This window comes from Pseudomonas tructae, assembly GCF_004214895.1.
Taxonomy (GTDB): domain Bacteria; phylum Pseudomonadota; class Gammaproteobacteria; order Pseudomonadales; family Pseudomonadaceae; genus Aquipseudomonas; species Aquipseudomonas tructae.
In genome coordinates this window covers 2,558,307-2,575,899 of sequence record NZ_CP035952.1, presented here as the reverse complement: position 1 = coordinate 2,575,899, position 17,593 = coordinate 2,558,307, and the positions used below count along the sequence as shown (strand labels likewise).

The window sequence follows — 17,593 nt, the reverse complement described above, 5'->3', positions numbered from 1 at the left end:
ATATTTAATGCCTCGTTTTCGATGCCAACAACTGACAGAAATGCTAGGTTGCAGTGCACCCGGAATCATGGCCCTTGCAGGCACATTGAGGGCTAAATGCTCAGTTGGCACTCCATGGCCTGCGACAACAAGCTTGAACCCTCACGCAGTGGCTCCGGGGCACCGACTGGCTGGAAGCCATGGGCCTGGTACAAGCGCATCGCCGGGGTATCGGCGAGCGTGACACCCAGGCGCACCTGGTGCACCGCAGCGCTTGCCGCCCACGCCAGTGCCGCCTTGAGCAACGCACTGCCGGCGCCCAGCCCCCGCGAAGCCGGGTCGACCCACATCTGATACAGGTCCGCCGCACCCGGCTCGGCCGCAGACAATTTGCACCAGACCAGCCCGCATGCCGCGTCACCATGAAAAGCGAAAAACGCCCGGTCATTGCCATCGGCAGCGGCCGCCGCGATCCGCGCGGCCCAGTTTTCATCGGTGCGTTGCGACTCGGACTCGAAGGTACTGCCAAAGGCATCCGGCGAATCGCGCAGCGCCCGCAGGCGCAGGTCGCGGTAGGTTGGCCATTCATGGGGTGAAACGGGACTAATGCTGATCACAAGGCTTCCTGCGCTAATTGACCCTAAACAGCTGCCAGACTAACACCAAGGTGCGATCATGCCGCCCTTCAGTGACTGCGCAGGATCGATGCACGATGTTTTCAGCAAGATGGAACTGGCTGGCCCTTACCCTGTTACCCACCCTGACCCTGGCCGCCACGGCAGAACAAGTGCCGTTGAGCCGGGTGTTCCAGGACTGGCGGGTGGCCTGCGACAACACCCGCCGCTGCACGGCAGTGTCGGGCAGCACCGACAACCCGGGCATGGGCCTGTACATCGTCCGCGAAGCCGGGCTCAAGGGCAGCACCCGGGTCAGTGCGATCAGCTACGACGACATCAGCCTGCGTTACGAATTTCACCTCGATGGCCACCCTACCGAACCATGGAAGTACGGTTCGACAGCGCGTGAGTACTATTACCTTGAGGGCGACGCCGCCGTTGAAAAGCTGCGCGAGCTGAGCATCAGCGACACCCTGAGTTCCAACAGCAACCATGGCGAGCGCCGGGTATCGCTGCAGGGCTTGAGCGCCACATTGCTGTTGATGGATTCGGTGCAAGGGCGCATCGGCCATCCCAGTGCATTCATGCGCCCGGGGTTCCAGCCGGACAGTCGCCTGCCCACCGCCCCGGCCACGCCCAGACTGCCGCGTTTTACCCTGGCGCCGACCTTGAGTGAGGCCGAGCAACAAGCAATCGGCGATGCCATGATCGCGCAGACCAAAGACGAGTTGAGTGCCTCCCCCCATCAGAACTGGAAAGCCCAGGCCGAGGTCTACCCCCTGGACCCGGCCCATGCCCTGGTGCGCCTGCGTTACGGTTGCGCCGAAGACGGTTGCAACCACAGCCTCTACCGCGTCTCACGCGCAGCGCCGTACCAGGCGACGCCATTGGAACTCAAAGCAGACCCCAAGGCTCACTTTAGCCCCGACCTGTATGGGCAGATCAGCTTCAATCCGGTTAGCGGCCAATTGAAAATCTACCGCGAAATGGGCAAGGACTGCGGCGAAAGCTCGGTCTGGCAGTACGACGGTGCGGCCATGCAGCTCAAGGACCGGCGGACGATGTGGCACTGCGACAGCATCAACGAGGAATACTGGCCGGTGCTCTGGCGCGCCAAGGGTTGATTCAGGCGCCCAGGTCATCCCAATACGGCGGCGTACCGATAGCGTCGAGAAAATAGTCCCAGACCCGCCGCACCTTCTGCGAGCGCAGGCGGTTTTCCGGCGACAGCAGGTGAATCTGGCTGGGCGTCGCCTCCACGGCGCCTTCCCAGTCGGGCAGCAACTGCACCAGGGCCTTGCTGGTAAAGCTGTGTTTGCTGAACAGCCAGGAGGGGAAGAACACAATACCCCGCCCGGCCAGGGCCGCCTCGACCAGCACCTGGGCATTGTTGCTGCGCAGCGGCCCCTGGACGTCGACCACTTCAACGCTCTCGCTGCCCGGGCGGCGCAAGTGCCAGCGTTGCGCGCCGCCCGTGCCTTTGTAGACCAGGCAACAGTGCTGGCGCAGGTCCTGAGCGGACGTCGGATGGCCATGTCTGGCGAGGTAATCGGGGCTGGCGCACAGCACATAACGCTGGGTGCAGATCTGCCGCCCGATCAGCCCCGAATCCTCTAGATGGCCGACGCGAAAGGTGATGTCGGCGCCCTCCTGCACCGGGTCGATATAGGCATCGGTGGCGGTCAGTTCCACGCTCAGTTCCGGGTACTGCTCCTGCAAGCCATTGAGCAGCCGGACGATATGCAGATGGGCGAAGGCCACCGGCGCGTTGATCCGCACCAGGCCACGAATGTCGCCGGCCTTGCCGCTGATCGACTCGTCAGCGGCATCGAGCAATTCCAGTACCTCGCGGATCTGCAGGTAATAGCGCTCGCCGGCCTCGGTCAGCTTGACTGCCCGGGTGTTGCGATACAGCAACTGCTGCCCGATCTCGGATTCGAGCGCGGCAATGAAGCGTGACACCGACGAGGCAGGTACCTGAAAGTGCCGGGCGGTGGCGGAAAAGCTGCCGGTCACGGCCACCCTGGCGAAAAACCGATGGGCTTTGAGGTGCATGAACGGCTCCGGCAACGGGAAATTCGGCCAGTGTATTGCTTTTTTAGCAATAGAGTTTTGACTTTTACCTTTATTGTAGCTGTTTTGGCAAAAACCTAGGATGGCGCCATTCCACTTGGAGCGCCACCCATGAATGACCTGTTTGCCCCCTACCCCCTCGGCCCATTGACCCTGAGCAACCGTTTGGTCATGGCCCCGATGACCCGCTCTCGCGCGCCTGAAGACATTGCCACCGAACAGATCGCCCTGCACTACACACAGCGCGCCAGCGCCGGCCTGATCGTCTCCGAAGGCACGCCGATCTCCCGCCAGGGCCAGGGTTACCTGTTCAACCCGGGCATCTTCAGCGCGCAGCAGATCCAGGGCTGGAAGCTGGTGACCGACTCGGTGCACAGCGTCGGCGGCAAGATCTTTGCCCAGCTGTGGCACGTCGGCCGGGTGTCGCACACCTCGATTCAGCCCGACGGCCAGGCCCCGGTCAGCGCCACCGGCAAGGTTGCCCAGGGAGCGGTCGCCTTCGGCTATGACGAGCGCGGCGAACCGGGTTTCGTCCCCACCTCGACACCGCGCCCGCTGACCACCGATGAAGTCGGCCAGGTGGTCGCAGACTTTGCCCAGGCCGCAGCCAACGCCATCGATGCCGGTTTCGACGGCGTCGAGATTCACGGGGCCAACGGTTACTTGCTCGAACAGTTCCTCAACCCGCGAGTCAACGATCGCAGCGACCGTTACTCGGCGGCCACTCTGGAAAACCGCCTGCGCTTTGTCTTTGACGTGGTGGACGCCGTGGCTAGCCGCATCGGCGCCGACAAGGTCGGTATCCGCATCTCGCCGTACGGACAGTTGTTCGATATGCCGCTGTACCCTGAAATCGACGAGACCTACGCGGCGCTCTGCGCGGGCATGGGCGCACGCGGCATCGCCTACGTGCATGTGATGGACCAGAGCCACTTCTTCCTTGCCAGCGAAGGCGCCCAGGCTCAGGAGCAGGCACTGCGTGATTTGCTCAGTCAATGCAAGGCGCAGCTGGGCCGCACCGCGCTGATCCTGGCCGGCAACATGACCCTGGAGCGCGCCCAGGACCTGGTCGACGCCGGCCTGATCGACCTGGCAGGTTTTGGCCAACCCTTCATCGCCAACCCCGACCTGGTTGCACGCCTGAAAAATGGCTGGCCCTTGACCCCCGCGGACCGCGACACCTACTACGGTGGCGGGGCCAAAGGCTACATCGACTACCCGCCGTACCAGCCGGCCTGACCCACCAGCGCAGCGCGTGGCATTATTGGCGAAATCGCTGTCCCCTTTTGTTCGCTCGCTTGTCATCAAGGGCATGTGAACCCAAAAGAGAGCGCAACAATGCCCGCACTGACCCGCCACCGAACGCGCCTGGCGTCTTCGTTTTCATCGCCCACCCTGTGCCTGGTGCTCGGTCTGGTATCGCTGGCTCCCCTGACGGCACTGGCCGACGCCGCCACCCGCAGCTACCAGGTACCGGCAGGGGAGCTGGGCACGGCGCTGACCCGCTTCGCCGCCCAGGCCGGGGTCAGCCTGTCGGTGGACCCCGGCCTGGTCAATGGCCGGCGCAGTGCCGGTTTGAGTGGCAGTTTCAGCGTTGACGAAGGTTTTGCCCAGCTGCTGCAGGGTTCTGGCCTGCAACTGCAACCGGTGGCTGCCGGTGCCTACACCCTGGTGCCAACCCCGCACAGCGCCGATGCAGTGGAGATCGCCCCAACCAGCATCCTCGGCGCTCACACCGACAACGACGATGGCCAGCGCTACGCCGGCGGCCAGGTCACCCGTCGCGGTTCGCAAGGTTTGCTCGGTTCGCGGGACTTCATGGAAACGCCCTTCAGCATGACCACCTACACCAGCGAGGCGATCAAGGGCCAGCAGGCGCGGACCCTCGGCGACCTGATCGCCAGCGACCCGTCGGTGCGCGCCACCAACCCGGCCGGTGGGCGCTTCGAGCAGTTCACCATTCGTGGTTTGAGCCTGTTCAACAGCGATGTCGCCTATAACGGCCTGTACGGCATCCTGCCAACCTACTCCATCGACATGGAAATGGCCGACCGCGTCGACATCATCAAAGGCCCCAGCCAGTTGATCAACGGCATCTCACCACGGGGCAGTGTCGGCGGCGGCATCAACGTGGTACCCAAGCGCGCCAGCGACAAGCCGATCACCGAGTTCACCGGCAGTTACGCCTCAGACAGCCAGGTCGGCGGCGCCGTCGATATCGGCCGGCGCTTTGGCGAGGACGGCAAGTTCGGCCTGCGCTTCAACGGCGTCAAGCAATCGGGCGACACTGAGTGGGACCAGCAGAGCGTCGACCGCGAGATGGCCGTGCTCGGCCTGGACTTTCGCGGCGAGCGGCTGCGCCTGTCGACCGATATCGGCCACACCGAGCGCGACACCGACGCGCCCCAGGAGCGTGTGATCATCGGCGCCACTGCCAAGGTCCCGGATGCCGAGGATGTGCGGCGCAACTACGCCCAGGCCTGGAGCAAGGCGCGCACCAACGATACCTTCGGCACGCTGAACGCCGAGTTCGACATCAATGACGCGCTGATGGCCTATGGCGCAGTCGGCGCACGCAAGAGCAACCACGAATTCCTCCGGCACAACGTGCCGGTTTCCAACGATGCCGGCGACTTCAGCGTCCAGCCCCGCGACTTCACCCGCGATGAAAACGTGCGCACCGCCACCGCCGGCCTACGCAACTGGTTCCAGACCGGCCCGGTGAGCCACGAGCTCAACCTGGCGGCCAACTACTTCTACATGGACTTCGAGAACGGCGGCGGTCGTTATGCCGCAGGCTCGAGCAATCTTTATAACCCGCGACCTACCCCTACCCCCGGCACGTTGCTGCGCTCGGATGCCAAGGTCTACACCGAGAACCGCTTCAGCGGCGTGGCGCTGTCCGACACCCTGGGCTTTTTCGACCAGCGCCTGCTGCTGACCCTGGGCGCGCGCTGGCAACGGGTCCAGGTCGACGACTGGAGCGATGGCATCAAAGGCGACACTGCCTATGACGAAGAAAAGCTCTCACCCTCGGGCGGCATCCTGTTCAAGCTCAGCGACCAGCTCTCGCTGTATGCCAACTACATGGAAGGCTTGAGCCAGGGCAAGATCGCCCCGTCGACCTCGATCAACGAAGACCAGATCTTTGCACCGTTCATCAGCCGTCAGGTGGAAATCGGCGCCAAGTACGACCTGGGCAACTTTGCCCTGACCGCCAGCGCCTTTCGCATCAAGCAACCGGCCTACGAGACCAACGCCACCACCCGGGTGTTCGGGCCCAACGGCAAGCGCGAGAACAAGGGTGTCGAGCTCAATGTATTTGGCGAGCCGCTCAAGGGCTTCCGCTTGCTGGGTGGGGTGATGTACATCGACAGCGAACTGACCGACACCGTCGGTGGTACTTTCGATGGCAACCGCGCGCCGGCAACACCGCAGTACAACGTCAGCCTGGGCGCCGAGTACGATGTGCCGGCCCTGTCCGGGCTGACCCTGACCGCACGCGGCATCCACTCAAGCTCGCAGTACCTGGACCAGGCCAACAGCAAGCAGATCGACGGCTGGGAGCGTTACGACCTGGGTGCGCGCTATGCCTTCAAGCTCGACGACAAGGACATCACCTTGCGCGCCAGTGTCGAGAACGTGCTGGACGACCGCTACTGGGCCTCGGCCGGCGCCTCCGACGACAGCGAAGCGGGCTTGACTCTGTCGACGCCACGAACCTATCTGGTATCGGCGACCCTGGGCTTCTGAAGGCAATCTTTATAACGATCGCGGGGCTTGTGGGAGCGGCGGTGCGGCGATCCGACTTGCCCCGCGATGAGGCCCGCCCAAACAACACATCTGCTCGCTACTCTCCCCTGAACGCCGCCTCAATCAGCGCAATATCAATCTTGCGCATGCCCATCATCGCATCGAAGGCGCGCTTGGCCGCCGCGCGGTCAGTGCTGGTCACCGCCTCGATCAACAGCCGTGGCGAAATCTGCCACGACAGCCCCCACTTGTCCTTGCACCAGCCGCAAGCGCTTTCCTGGCCGCCATTGTCGACAATGGCGTTCCACAAACGATCGGTTTCGGCCTGGTCTTCAGTCGCGATCTGGAATGAAAACGCTTCGCTGTGCTTGAACAGCGGCCCGCCGTTGAGCCCCACGCAAGGGATGCCCAGCACGGTGAATTCGACGGTCAGCACGTCACCTTGCTGGCCCGAAGGAAAGTCGCCCGGCGCTCGGTGCACCGCCCCGACCTTGCTGTCGGGGAAGGTCCGGGCGTAAAAGGTCGCAGCCTCCAGCGCTGTGCCGTCGTACCAGAGGCAGAGGGTAGTTTTATTGCTCATTCTGATTCTCCTCGGTGGGTCAATGCCAGGTTGATTCTAGACCTCAAGACAACCTACAGCGCGCCATGCAACTGCCCCAGGTCCGCCGCCAACTGCAACCTGGCGGTGTACCAGTTGACCTGCGCCTCCACGCGCCGCTGCTCGGCGATGGCCAGTTCATTCTGCGCCCTGAGCAGTTCGATGATGCTGCCCACCCCGGCCTTGTAGCGCCCCAATGCGACCCGCTGGGATTGCCCGGCGCTGCTGACAAAGCTGCGGCTGATCGCCAGTGCCCGGGTGCGGGCATCCAGGGCCTGACGGCTCTTCCAGACGTTGAGGGCGACTGTGCGCTCGGTCTGTGCCACGGCCTGTTCGCGGGCGCCGGCTTCGTAATCGGCGGCGCGGGCACGTCGGCGGCTGAGAAAGCCGTCGAAGATCGGCACAGTGATTTGCACCCCGACACTCCAGGTCTCGATCTGCTGGCGCGTCGATACCTGGTCGATCGGCGTGTCCTGCTGCTGGTAGCTGCTGAACAACGACACCTTGGGGCGCCCTTGCGCCCGCGCTTCATCCGCCTTGGCGCGGGTTGCGGCCCACTCGGCGCGGGCCTTGTCGATGGCCGGGTGCTGGGCCCTGGCTTGCGCCATCAGCGCATCGACACTGGCCATGAACTCAGCCTCCTGCCCCGCCGGTTCGTTCAAGGCCGCAAGTGTCAGCGGTGCCGAGGGTGACAGCCCCAGGGCACTGGCCAGGGCACCTTGCGCCGCGGCGTATTCACCCTCGGCCAATACCCGTTCGAGCTGCGCCTGTTCATGGGTGGTCTGCGCCTGCAGGCGATCGCTCTGCTCGCCGGCCCCGGCCTGGTATTTGGCCGTAGCCGCCTTGAGGCTGTTGGCCGCCAGGGACTCGGCACTGCGCTTGGCCTCGAGCAAGGCGGCGTTGGCCTGGACCTGGTAGAAGGCTTTGCTGGTGTCGAGCACCGTTGCCTGGATTTTCTCCACGCGGCTGCTGCTGGCGGCGTTCAACACTTGGCGGGCGCCCTCGACTTTCGCCGCCCGCAGGCCAAAGTCATACAACACCCAGCTCAGGTCCAGGCCGTAGCTGTTGGTGCGGGTGCTCAAGGTCGAGTCGGCTTCGGGAAAGTTGTCGTAGCGCGTCTTGCGGTTGGCGCGCCCACTGCTGAGCTGGGCTTGCACGGTCGGCCAGTACGCCGAATGCGCGGCATCAAGGTTGGCCTGGCTGCTCAGTTGCGACAGCCAGGCCTCGCGTACCTCAGGATCGGCGCACAGGGCCATGGCGACGGCAGTGGACAAGCCCAGCGGCTCGGACAGTGATACATGGCCGGGGCAGGCATCGGCGGCCGCGCCTTGCACATGGGTGCAGACAACCAGCAGCCCTGCCAGCCACCCGTTGAACAGGTGCCTGTTCATGACGGGGACGCCGCACCCTGGACCACGGCGCCCGGTTCCTCGACCGTCTCGATCAGCGGCCCGTCATACACCACCCGGCCATTGTCGAGCGCCAGCACCCGGCGTGCCGAACGAATGGTATCGGGCCGATGCGCGACAATGATGCGGGTGATGTTCAGCGCTTGCAGCGCGTGGTTGACCGCCGCCTCCCTGGCAATGTCGAGGTGGCTGGTGGCTTCGTCGAGAAACAGCAGTTTGGGCCGCCGGTACAGAGCCCGCGCCAGCAAAATTCGTTGTTTCTGCCCACCCGACAGCACCGTGCCCATGTCGCCCACCAGGGTGTTGTAGGCCATGGGCATCTGCGCGATATCGTCATGTACCGCCGCCATGCGCGCGCACTGTTCGACCCAGCGCGGGTTGGCCTGGGCACTGAAAAAGCTGATGTTGTCGGCTATGGAGCCGGCGAACAGCACATCGTCCTGCAACACCGTGGCGCTGACCCGCCGTAGCCGCTCCAGGTTGTGGCTATCGATCGCCACACCGTCAAGCAGCACACTGCCACTGACCGGGGTGAGGATACCGAGCATGACGTTGAGCAAGGTGGTCTTGCCGCCACCCGAGGGGCCGACAATAGCCAGTGAATCCCCGGCGTCGATGCGCACCGACACCTCGTCCAGCACATAGGGTTCATGGTCGCTGTAGCGGAACTTGAGTTGGCGCACTTCAAGGCTTGGCACGCTATCGACCGCGTCGTTGTCGTCGGCCTCTGCAGAGGCGGCGCGTTCGGGCACCTGCAAGAGGATATCGGCCAGGCGTTCGCCATGCAGGCGCAGCATCAGCACATCGACCAGCTTGTCGATCAGACCGGCCACACGGCTGTTGAACTGTTCCTTGTAAGCGTTGAAGGCGATGAGCATACCGGCGCTGAACTGGCCCTCGAGCACCAACCGGGCGCCGAGCCAGATCACCAGCAAGGTCACCAGGCCGAACAACAGGCCATTGAACGCGCGGTAAGCCAGCTCCAGCTTCTGCGGGCGCAAGCCGGCGTTGATTTCCTCGACCAGCAGACTGCCCCAGGTACTGGCCCGCTGCTCCTGATGGCCGAACAACTTGAGGGTGCGTACCCCGCGCATGCTTTCCAGGAAGTAGCTCTGCTGCCGGGCGGCGTGCACCAGTTGCTCTTCGCTGGCGCGGCGCAACGGGCCGAACCAGGCCCAGCGAGCCAGGGCATAGATGAGCATGGCGATCAGGGCGATCAGGGCCAGTGGCGGGCTGTAGGCGAACATCAGGCCCAGGGTCACCAGGGTCATCAGGCCATCGAGCAGGGCCTCGACGAACGAGGTGGTCAGGGTGTGCTGGATCGCTTTCAGCGAACCGAAGCGCGAGACGATATCGCCCAGGTGGCGCCGCTCGAAAAAGGCCACGGGCAAGCGCACCAGGTGGCGGAAGACATTGATCTGCCATTGGCTGCCGAGCAGCGTGCCCAGGTACATCAGGGCCCAGGAGCGGGCCAGGGCCAGGCTTTGTTGCATCAACAAGAGCAAGCCGAAACCGATCGCCAGCACCGCCAGCAGGTCAAGGTCGGCGCTGACCAGCACCTTGTCGATCACCGTTTGCAGGAAGAACGGGCTGAGCACCATGCACAGCTCCAGCGCCACCGCCAACAGCAGTACATGGCTGAGCACCCCGCCAAAGCCTTGCACCCGTCCCAGCAATTGGCGCAAGCGCAGCGGCGGATTGGCCGGCCCCGGCTGGAAGTCGCTCTGTGGCCACAGCTCCAGCGCCACGCCGGTGAAGGCTGCCGACACCTCCTCGAATGACAGTTTGCACACCCCGCGCCCCGGATCGTGCAGCGTCACCCCACGCGGCCCCACCTCCTTGAGCACCACGAAGTGGTTGAAGTTCCAGTGCAGTACACAGGGCAAGCGCAACTGCCCCAGCGCCTGCAACTCCAGGCGCAATGGCCGGCTGGCCAGGCCCAACTGGGCGGCCATGGCCATCAACTGCTTGAGGGTCGCGCCCTTCATTGACGGCGACAGCTTCTGGCGCAGGGAAAACAGGTCGTGGTGCTGGCCATGGTAACCGGCGATCATCGCCAGGCAGGCCTGGCCGCACTCGGCGGCCTCGGCCTGTAGCACCATGGGCAATTTACGGCCAATACCGAAAGCCAGGGCCTGGTGCATGTTCAAAGGCGTTTCCCTATGCCGCGCAGGGGTTCAAGCAGCCACTCATAGAGCGGCATATTCTCCTGCAAGATGTCTGCGTCCAGTTGCATGCCCGAGCGCAAGCGCTCGTTCAAACCGCGCCCGAGCATGCTTTGGTGTTCGAGGGTGACCCTGACCCGGTACAACGGGCCCTGTTCGCGCTGCTGCTCGGAGACACCGCCCACGCTCATGATTTCATCGGCCGGCAACGCGCTGCGCGACACCGACGCCACGGTGCCGCGGGCCAGGCCGAAATGCTGATAGGGATAAGCCTGATAACGCAGGCGCACCGCATCCCCGGCGCGAACGAAGCCCGCCGAACGGCTGGGCACGTAGAGTTCGGCGTACAGTTGGGCATCCTTGGGCACAAGGCTTAGCAGCGGTCGGTTACCGTCGGCACGGGTACCGTTGACCACGCCAATGGCCGTCACTTCGCCACTGGCCGGCGCGGTAATCAGCACCTGACGTTTGACTTCACTTTCCAACAGGCTGCCCTGGCTCTGCGACAACCGCCGCTCAAGCTCAGCCAACTGCTTGCCCTGGTTGAACGGCAACTCGGCAAGCTCGGCGCGCAGGGTCGCGATGTCGTTGCGCAACGACAACAACGAACGGCTCAGTTCTTCGCTGCGCAGACGCACCTCCAGCACGGCATCCTGCTTTTCCTGAAGCTGGTCGCGCGACACATAATCCTGGCGCTGAAGCTCGGCGTAGCGCGCGGCGATGCCCTGGGCCAGCCCCAGGCGCTGGCGGCTGATGCCCATTTGGCTGACGACTTTGCCCTGCTCGCTTTGCAGCACGGCCAGGCGCCGGCGCTTGCCTTCGAGCTCTTGCAGGTGCAGCGCCTGGGTTGTGGTGATCTCTTCAGCCAGGCTGGCGTTACGCCGCTTGATCAAGCCACTGATGGCGACGTGCGCACCACCGGCTTCGGCATACAGGTCACTGCCCAGGGTCATCAATGTCGCGCCCGCCTCCACTGTCTGCCCTTCGACGGCGGCGAGGCCCTGGACCACCCCCGGCTGCGGCGCGAATACCTTGATCAGGCCACCCTGGGGCACCAGCACACCGGCCACGGTGGCGCGGCGGGTATAGGTGGCGCAGGTCAGAAACACGATCAGCAGCACGCTGAACAGCACTGCACCCAGCGCCGCCCAGCGCAGCGGCACGGGCGACACCAGCAGCACACTGCCCAACTCCTTGTCACGCCGTGCGTGCACGGCTTCGCTCCTGAATAACATGCCACTTCACAACCCGGCGAACAATGTTGATAACACGCAAGAGCATAACGGCGGGTTAAGCCGCCGGCACTAGCACACTTGTGCTATTGCACTTAAAACGTTGGCATTACTAACTTGTCCGGGGATCGAAACAGCCAACAACTGCTATTTAAACTGTGATCGATCTCTCATTTATTGTCCGTAAAACTCTGCGCCCAGGCCCTCTCCTGGGGGGATCAACCTAGGACGAACCCACCGTATCAACGAGGTATCAAGCTCATGAACCCTGCACAGAACATCGATATGACCAGCGCCGCGCCAGCTACCCTGCGAGTGCTGGACGATCAGGAAGTGGATCAGGTAAGCGGCGGGTTTTCCGTCAGCGCCGGCTCCTGGACACTGACCGGCGGTTCCTACAACTTCGGCGCTGGCGCCGGCTACCGTTTTGATTTGTACCGGGGCGGTGCGCACCAAGGCAGTTACACGATGTGTAAATAAGCACCGTCGTTATATACATCGATTGTAAGTAAAGGGCCCTTGCGGCCCTTTGCTTTATATATAACGGGGCGCTCTCACCGGGTAGCAGCTTGAAGTTGGCCAGGTTTCTGCGATGATGCCTGGCCAACACCCACGCTCGCTACCCGGCAGGATTGAAACACCATGGTTGATGCAAGATGGAACTGGCTGGCCTTGATGCTGCTGCCAGCCCTGGCCCTGGCCGAGCCGGAGCCGGTGCTCAAGCAGTTCAAGCAGTGGGTCGTGGGTTGCGACAACACCCTGCGCTGCACCGCGGTGTCGCGCAGCGTCGATCAGGGCATGGGCCTGGAGTTTATGCGCGAAGCCGGGGTCGAAGGGGCCATGGCGTTGACCCTGTTCACCGACGACAGTGTCAACCTGAGCGCAAAGTTGCTGGTCGACGGCGGCCCGGCGCCAGCGGGATTTCGACCGGCCTCGCAGGGAGAAATGCGTTATCACGCAAAAGGCGACGTTGCGGTACGGTTGTTGCGCCAGTTGCGCAACGGCCAGGACCTGACCCTCGACACTGGCGACGGCCAGCGCCAGGTATCGCTGCAGGGCCTGAGTGCAGCCTTGCTGTTCATCGATTCCGTGCAAGGACGTATCGATCACCCCAGCGCCTTCGTGCGCCCGGGTACGCGGCCAGACAGTCAAGTGCCGCCAGCCCCGCCAACGCCCACACTTGCCCCTTTCACACCGGCGCCAGGGTTGAGCGAAGCCGAACAGAAAGCAATCGCTGACGCCGTCATCGCCATCACCCGGCTTGACTGGAACGAGCCCGGTGTTGACAACTGGCAAGCCGAAGCCGAAGTGTCGCCCCTGGACCCGACCCATGTCGTGGTAGGCCTGCGTTACGGTTGTGGCAGCCAGGGCTGCATGTACAGCTACTACCGCGCCTTGCGAACCGCACCCTACCAACCCACCACGCTGCAGATCTCGGTCCCCCCCTACGATATTCTGGGCGGCGAGATGTTTGGCTTTTTCAAGTTCGACCCGGCCCGCGGCGAGCTGACCCAGTGGCAGCCGGGCGGGCGCTACTGTGGCGCCAATGCAACCTGGCGCTACGACGGTAAGGTGATGAAGCTCAAGGCATTTCGCCGGATGAGCTGGTGCGACAGTGTCGATACCACCCATTGGCCGCAGGTCTGGCGTACGCAGGAATAGCGCCAGGCATACAGCTTGGCGCGCGCTTTGGATACACTGCGCGCTTTGCCCCAAGAGCTCATGCGCATGGATGCCCTCGCCCGTTTCGCCCTCAAGCCCCTTGCCGCGGGCCTGGGTGTGCTCACCCTGGCTGCTTGCAGTCTCATCCCTGCCGGTGGCGAGGCCGATCCGCCAGGTGACGGCCACCTGCCCCAGCACCCGCGTCAGGCCCCCGACTGGCGAGCCCTGAACCTGGACGAAGATCAGGACTGGCTATTGATCGACCTTAACAGCCTGGAGCATGAGGGCGGCATTACCTACGCCTGGACCGGCATCCAGCGCCAGCGCTACCCCATGAAGTACGGCCAGGCAGTGATGGCCCTGCATAGCCGCGAGCGCCTGGCGTTCTATTGCGAACGCCAACTCATCAGCCGGCAAAGCCAGTACTTCCTCGACAACGACAATCGCGTCGACAGCACCAGGCTCAAGGCCCAGTCCTTCAGCGCGTTTTACCGACAGGCACCGCTGTACTATCAACGCTTGTTCGACGCCGCCTGCCAGCCGCCGGCCGAGCTTGCCAAACTTGCGCCGCTCAAAGCCCGCACGCCGTTGCCGCCGCCGTTCCTGCCGCCCAGGGCCACGCCTGAAGTGCTGGCGGCCATCGCCGCCCTGGACCTGCCGGCACCACGCCTGACCCTGCACAGGCTGGACTACCGCATCGATGCGAAGCCAACCGGCGGGGACGCTACCGTCGACAGGCCGCGTCAGGTGTTCTTCAGCAACGACCAGCGCACAGGCCAACTGTTGTTGCAAGCCGTGGACCCGACGATAGCGCAACAGCTGCAACTGAGCTTTCGCGGCCTGTTCGATCTGGCGGCACGCGGTATCGACATCATGACCGGGCAGGAGCAGGACGCGAGCGACAGCCTGAGCGCACTGTCATTCACCGGCGACTGGCAGAACCTGCCCGCCCATGGGCAACTGAGCTACACCCTCAGTTATGCCGGGCAAACGGCGAGCATTACCCGCACCACCCACTGTCAGGTCGGCAAGGCACGACCGGCCAGCACCTTGCACCCTGCCCTGCAGGGCAGCGCCAAGCCGCTGAGCTGTACCTGGCAGAGCGCGCGCGGCAACCGTTGGGTCGAAGGCTACAGCTACCTTGGCGACTACGGGGTGTTCGTCCGCACCCGCGAAGACAACCCGCTGGGCACCTGGCGCTGGAAAATCGAGTCGCTGCAGTGAGCCTTTACAGTGAATCAGTGCAGGACGGTGGCAAAGGCCGCGTCCATGCGCTCGCGGTCGTAGTCCAGTAGCCACGGCTGGTGCTGGCGGTACAGCAGCGAAAGCACGTCATGGTTGGGGCCCACCACATCCATGCCGCGATCGTCATAGGGCAAGGCCATCAGCCGCTGGTTGAGGTTGAACAGGTAGACACCGCAGCAAGGGCTCGGGCGAATGGTCCCCGGATTATCGGCCAATGCACACCAGAGCACCGGTTGCAGCAGCGACAGTGGCGCCTCGAAGGCGAGGTGCAACCAGTACTCGGGTTGGTGCTCTTCGAACCAGTCGTCCGGGTCCAGCCGCTGGCTCCACAGCGAGCGTTGGGCGGGGATGCGAATACCGGCGGCACGCAGGTCGCGCAACACGTCGCGATGGGCAAAACCGTTACCGTTGGAGTGCACGCGCAGGCACACCACCATCGATTGCTCGCCGGCAAACAGGTCGCGGCACACCGTGGTTGCCTTGCTGACCGCCAGCAGAAAGCGCTCGAGGGTCCCGGCGCCTTCGGCCAGCTCGAAGCGCAGGCCTTGCGGGTAGCTATAGAACAACGGCCTGGCAAAGGCCAGGCCGTTGAAGATGTGCTGGATTTGCACTTGTAAAGTCACGATACCTTCCTGGCTGTCGGCCCCTTGCTGCCGGGGCCAGAGTCCTTAGATGTGCTTGCTCCCACAGGTCTGGGAATATGCCCTCAGTGCGGTGCGCGCGGGATGGTCTTGAGCAGGTCTTGCGGGCTGATGTGCCCCACCACCTGCTGCACGCTGCCCGGTTGCGGCAGGCCGAGGATGTGCCCCTTCATCTTGCCGATGACATGCATCTCGCACGGCTTGCAGTCGAACTTCAGGGTCAGCACTTCGTCGCCGTGAATCAGTTGCATCGGCGCGACCTTGGTGCGTACACCGGTGACGCCCTTGGCCTGCTTGGGGCACAGGTTGAAGGAGAAACGCAGGCAGTGCTTGGTGATCATCACCGGCACTTCGCCTGCCTCTTCGTGGGCCTCGTAGGCGGCGTCGATCAGCTTGACCCCGTGACGGTGATAGAAGTCGCGGGCCTTCTGGTTGTAGACGTTGGCCAGAAACGACAGGTGCGACTCCGGGTACACCGGCGGCGGATTGCTCTCGGCCTTGCGGCCACCACGCGGGTGAGCCTGGACACGTGCCGCGGTCAAGGCGTCGATGACCTCGCGGCGCAGGGCCTTGAGCTGCGAGTTGGGAATGAAGTAGGCCTGCGGCGCATCGAGCTGAACGCCGGTGGCGTGGTACTCGGTGGTGCCCAATTGGCCGAGCAGGTCGCGCAGTTGCTCCAGCGCCTGCTCCGGCTTGTTGGCCAGGCCGAACGGGCCGTCCAGGGCAACGCTGGCACTGATGCCTTCCTCGCTGGTGGCGGTCAGGGCCAGACGCTGCTCGTCCAGCTTGGCCACCCAGGCCAGGCCGATCCGGCGCTCGGCCGAGGTCTTCTGCAGGGCTTGCTGCCAGTTGTGATCGAGGTTGCGGCTCAGCGGATGATTCGGCCGCAGCTGGTGCAGACCCTTGGGCATCTCGTTGGGCTCGACACGGTAGCGATAACGCTTCTCGCCGTCTTCATCGTACTCGCCCTTGGGTTCGGCGATGTTGGCGCGGAAACCCACCACTTCACGTTTGACCAGCACATTGAGGCCGTCGCCGTTGGACAGCGGCTCGTGGGTGACCACCTGCAGGTCACGCTTGCCGACTTTCTCGACCACGCCCACTGGCAAACCGGTGAAGGTCGGCGAGTCGAAGGCGCCGATATCGATCTTGCGCTCGCTGACGAAGTAGTCGGTGCTGCCGCGGTGGAAGGTCTTGTCCGGATCGGGCAGGAAGAAATGCGCGGTGCGCCCGCTGGAGGCACGTGCCAGGTCCGGGCGGTCTTCGAGCACGGCGTCCAGGCGCTGGCGGTAGTAGGCGGTGATGTTCTTCACATAGCCCATGTCCTTGTAGCGCCCTTCGATCTTGAACGAGCGCACACCAGCTTCGACCAGGGCGCGGATGTTGGCGCTCTGGTTGTTGTCCTTCATCGACAGCAGGTGTTTCTCGTAGGCGATCACCCCACCCTTTTCATCCTTGAGGGTGTACGGCAGGCGGCAGGCCTGGGAGCAGTCGCCACGGTTGGCGCTGCGGCCGGTCTGGGCGTGGGAGATGTTGCACTGGCCGGAGAACGCCACGCACAGCGCACCGTGGATGAAGAACTCGATCGCCGCGTCGGTCTCGTCGGCAATCGCGCGGATTTCCTGCAGGTTCAGCTCGCGGGCCAGCACCAGTTGGGAAAAACCGGCCTGATCGAGGAACTTGGCCCGGGCCAGGGTGCGGATATCGGTCTGGGTGCTGGCGTGCAGCTCGATCGGCGGGATGTCCAGTTCCATCACCCCCAGGTCCTGGACGATCAGCGCATCGACACCGGCATCGTACAGCTCGTGGATCAGCTTGCGCGCCGGCTCCAGTTCGTTGTCGTGGAGGATGGTGTTGATGGTGGTGAACACCCGCGCGTGGTAGCGCCGGGCGAATTCCACCAACTGGGCGATATCGCTGACTTCGTTGCAGGCATTGTGGCGCGCACCGAAGCTCGGGCCGCCGAGGTACACGGCGTCGGCGCCATGCAGGATAGCCTCGCGGGCGATGGCGACATCGCGGGCGGGGCTGAGCAATTCCAGGTGATGCTTGGGCAGGGACATGTTTTTTTAGTCAGGCTGTCACGGTCGAGGCGCGCATTGTAGCGGCGAAACGCCCGATCGGCACCCGGAGCCTGCCCGATGGCGTACCCAAGCGGGTCAAGCCCGCTCCCACAAAACCTGTGGGAGCGGGCTTGACCCGCGATCAGGCCAGTACAG

At 63.9% G+C, this 17,593-nt stretch carries 14 protein-coding genes; 6 read left to right on the top strand and 8 right to left on the bottom strand.

Features of this window, described 5'->3' with window-relative positions; all coding sequences use genetic code 11:
- Nucleotides 1-92: 92 nt before the first annotated feature.
- On the bottom strand, nucleotides 93-596 hold the full coding sequence (locus EXN22_RS11940; RefSeq protein WP_130264238.1) for a GNAT family N-acetyltransferase: 504 nt from the start codon (nucleotides 594-596) through the stop codon (nucleotides 93-95).
- Between the two features lie 95 nt (nucleotides 597-691).
- Between EXN22_RS11940 and EXN22_RS11935 the strand changes: the two genes are divergently transcribed.
- A complete protein-coding gene (locus EXN22_RS11935) occupies nucleotides 692-1,720 on the top strand; it encodes a DUF1176 domain-containing protein (protein ID WP_130264237.1) in 1,029 nt (342 codons plus the stop codon).
- Between the two features lies 1 nt (nucleotide 1,721).
- On the opposite strand, the gene EXN22_RS11930 is transcribed toward EXN22_RS11935, so the two are convergent.
- Nucleotides 1,722-2,651 carry a LysR family transcriptional regulator gene (locus EXN22_RS11930; protein WP_130264236.1) on the bottom strand — a complete coding sequence of 310 codons (930 nt, stop codon included), beginning with the start codon at nucleotides 2,649-2,651 and terminating at the stop codon, nucleotides 1,722-1,724.
- A 129-nt stretch (nucleotides 2,652-2,780) separates the two neighbouring features.
- Here EXN22_RS11930 and EXN22_RS11925 point away from each other — a divergent pair, with 129 nt between their 5' ends.
- Nucleotides 2,781-3,908: an alkene reductase gene (locus tag EXN22_RS11925; RefSeq protein WP_130264235.1), complete on the top strand. Its 1,128-nt coding sequence runs from the start codon at nucleotides 2,781-2,783 to the stop codon at nucleotides 3,906-3,908.
- A gap of 99 nt (nucleotides 3,909-4,007) precedes the next feature.
- Entirely contained in the window at nucleotides 4,008-6,422 is a 2,415-nt protein-coding gene (locus EXN22_RS11920) for a TonB-dependent receptor (protein ID WP_130264234.1), read from the top strand.
- Between the two features lie 97 nt (nucleotides 6,423-6,519).
- Here EXN22_RS11920 and EXN22_RS11915 read toward each other — a convergent pair whose 3' ends face one another.
- The 4 genes from EXN22_RS11915 to EXN22_RS11900 are packed head-to-tail and all read right to left on the bottom strand — an operon-like array spanning nucleotide 6,520 to nucleotide 11,829.
- Complete coding sequence (locus tag EXN22_RS11915) at nucleotides 6,520-7,002, bottom strand: VOC family protein (RefSeq protein WP_130264233.1); 483 nt, start codon at nucleotides 7,000-7,002, stop codon at nucleotides 6,520-6,522.
- A 53-nt stretch (nucleotides 7,003-7,055) separates the two neighbouring features.
- A complete protein-coding gene (locus EXN22_RS11910) occupies nucleotides 7,056-8,411 on the bottom strand; it encodes a TolC family protein (RefSeq protein ID WP_130264232.1) in 1,356 nt (451 codons plus the stop codon).
- Nucleotides 8,408-10,573, bottom strand: coding sequence for a peptidase domain-containing ABC transporter (locus EXN22_RS11905; protein WP_130266803.1), 2,166 nt, complete (start codon nucleotides 10,571-10,573; stop codon nucleotides 8,408-8,410). The genes EXN22_RS11910 and EXN22_RS11905 overlap by 4 nt, the downstream gene beginning before the upstream one ends.
- A gap of 2 nt (nucleotides 10,574-10,575) precedes the next feature.
- A complete protein-coding gene (locus EXN22_RS11900; RefSeq protein WP_165392205.1) occupies nucleotides 10,576-11,829 on the bottom strand; it encodes an HlyD family secretion protein in 1,254 nt (417 codons plus the stop codon).
- A gap of 258 nt (nucleotides 11,830-12,087) precedes the next feature.
- Here EXN22_RS11900 and EXN22_RS11895 point away from each other — a divergent pair, with 258 nt between their 5' ends.
- From EXN22_RS11895 to EXN22_RS11885, 3 genes are all read left to right on the top strand, one after another.
- Nucleotides 12,088-12,306 carry a hypothetical protein gene (locus EXN22_RS11895; protein WP_130264231.1) on the top strand — a complete coding sequence of 73 codons (219 nt, stop codon included), beginning with the start codon at nucleotides 12,088-12,090 and terminating at the stop codon, nucleotides 12,304-12,306.
- Nucleotides 12,307-12,468: 162 nt separating this feature from the next.
- The gene (locus tag EXN22_RS11890; protein WP_130264230.1) at nucleotides 12,469-13,488 is read left to right on the top strand and encodes a DUF1176 domain-containing protein; all 1,020 of its coding nucleotides are present in this window, start codon (nucleotides 12,469-12,471) and stop codon (nucleotides 13,486-13,488) included.
- Nucleotides 13,489-13,554: 66 nt separating this feature from the next.
- Nucleotides 13,555-14,712 (top strand): hypothetical protein, encoded by a 1,158-nt coding sequence (locus EXN22_RS11885; protein ID WP_130264229.1) that lies wholly within the window; start codon nucleotides 13,555-13,557, stop codon nucleotides 14,710-14,712.
- A 14-nt stretch (nucleotides 14,713-14,726) separates the two neighbouring features.
- Here EXN22_RS11885 and EXN22_RS11880 read toward each other — a convergent pair whose 3' ends face one another.
- Both EXN22_RS11880 and EXN22_RS11875 read right to left on the bottom strand, forming a co-directional pair.
- Entirely contained in the window at nucleotides 14,727-15,356 is a 630-nt protein-coding gene (locus EXN22_RS11880) for a DUF3885 domain-containing protein (protein ID WP_130264228.1), read from the bottom strand.
- 83 nt (nucleotides 15,357-15,439) lie between these two features.
- Nucleotides 15,440-17,437: a peptidase U32 family protein gene (locus tag EXN22_RS11875; protein WP_130264227.1), complete on the bottom strand. Its 1,998-nt coding sequence runs from the start codon at nucleotides 17,435-17,437 to the stop codon at nucleotides 15,440-15,442.
- Between the last annotated feature and the right edge of the window lie 156 nt (nucleotides 17,438-17,593).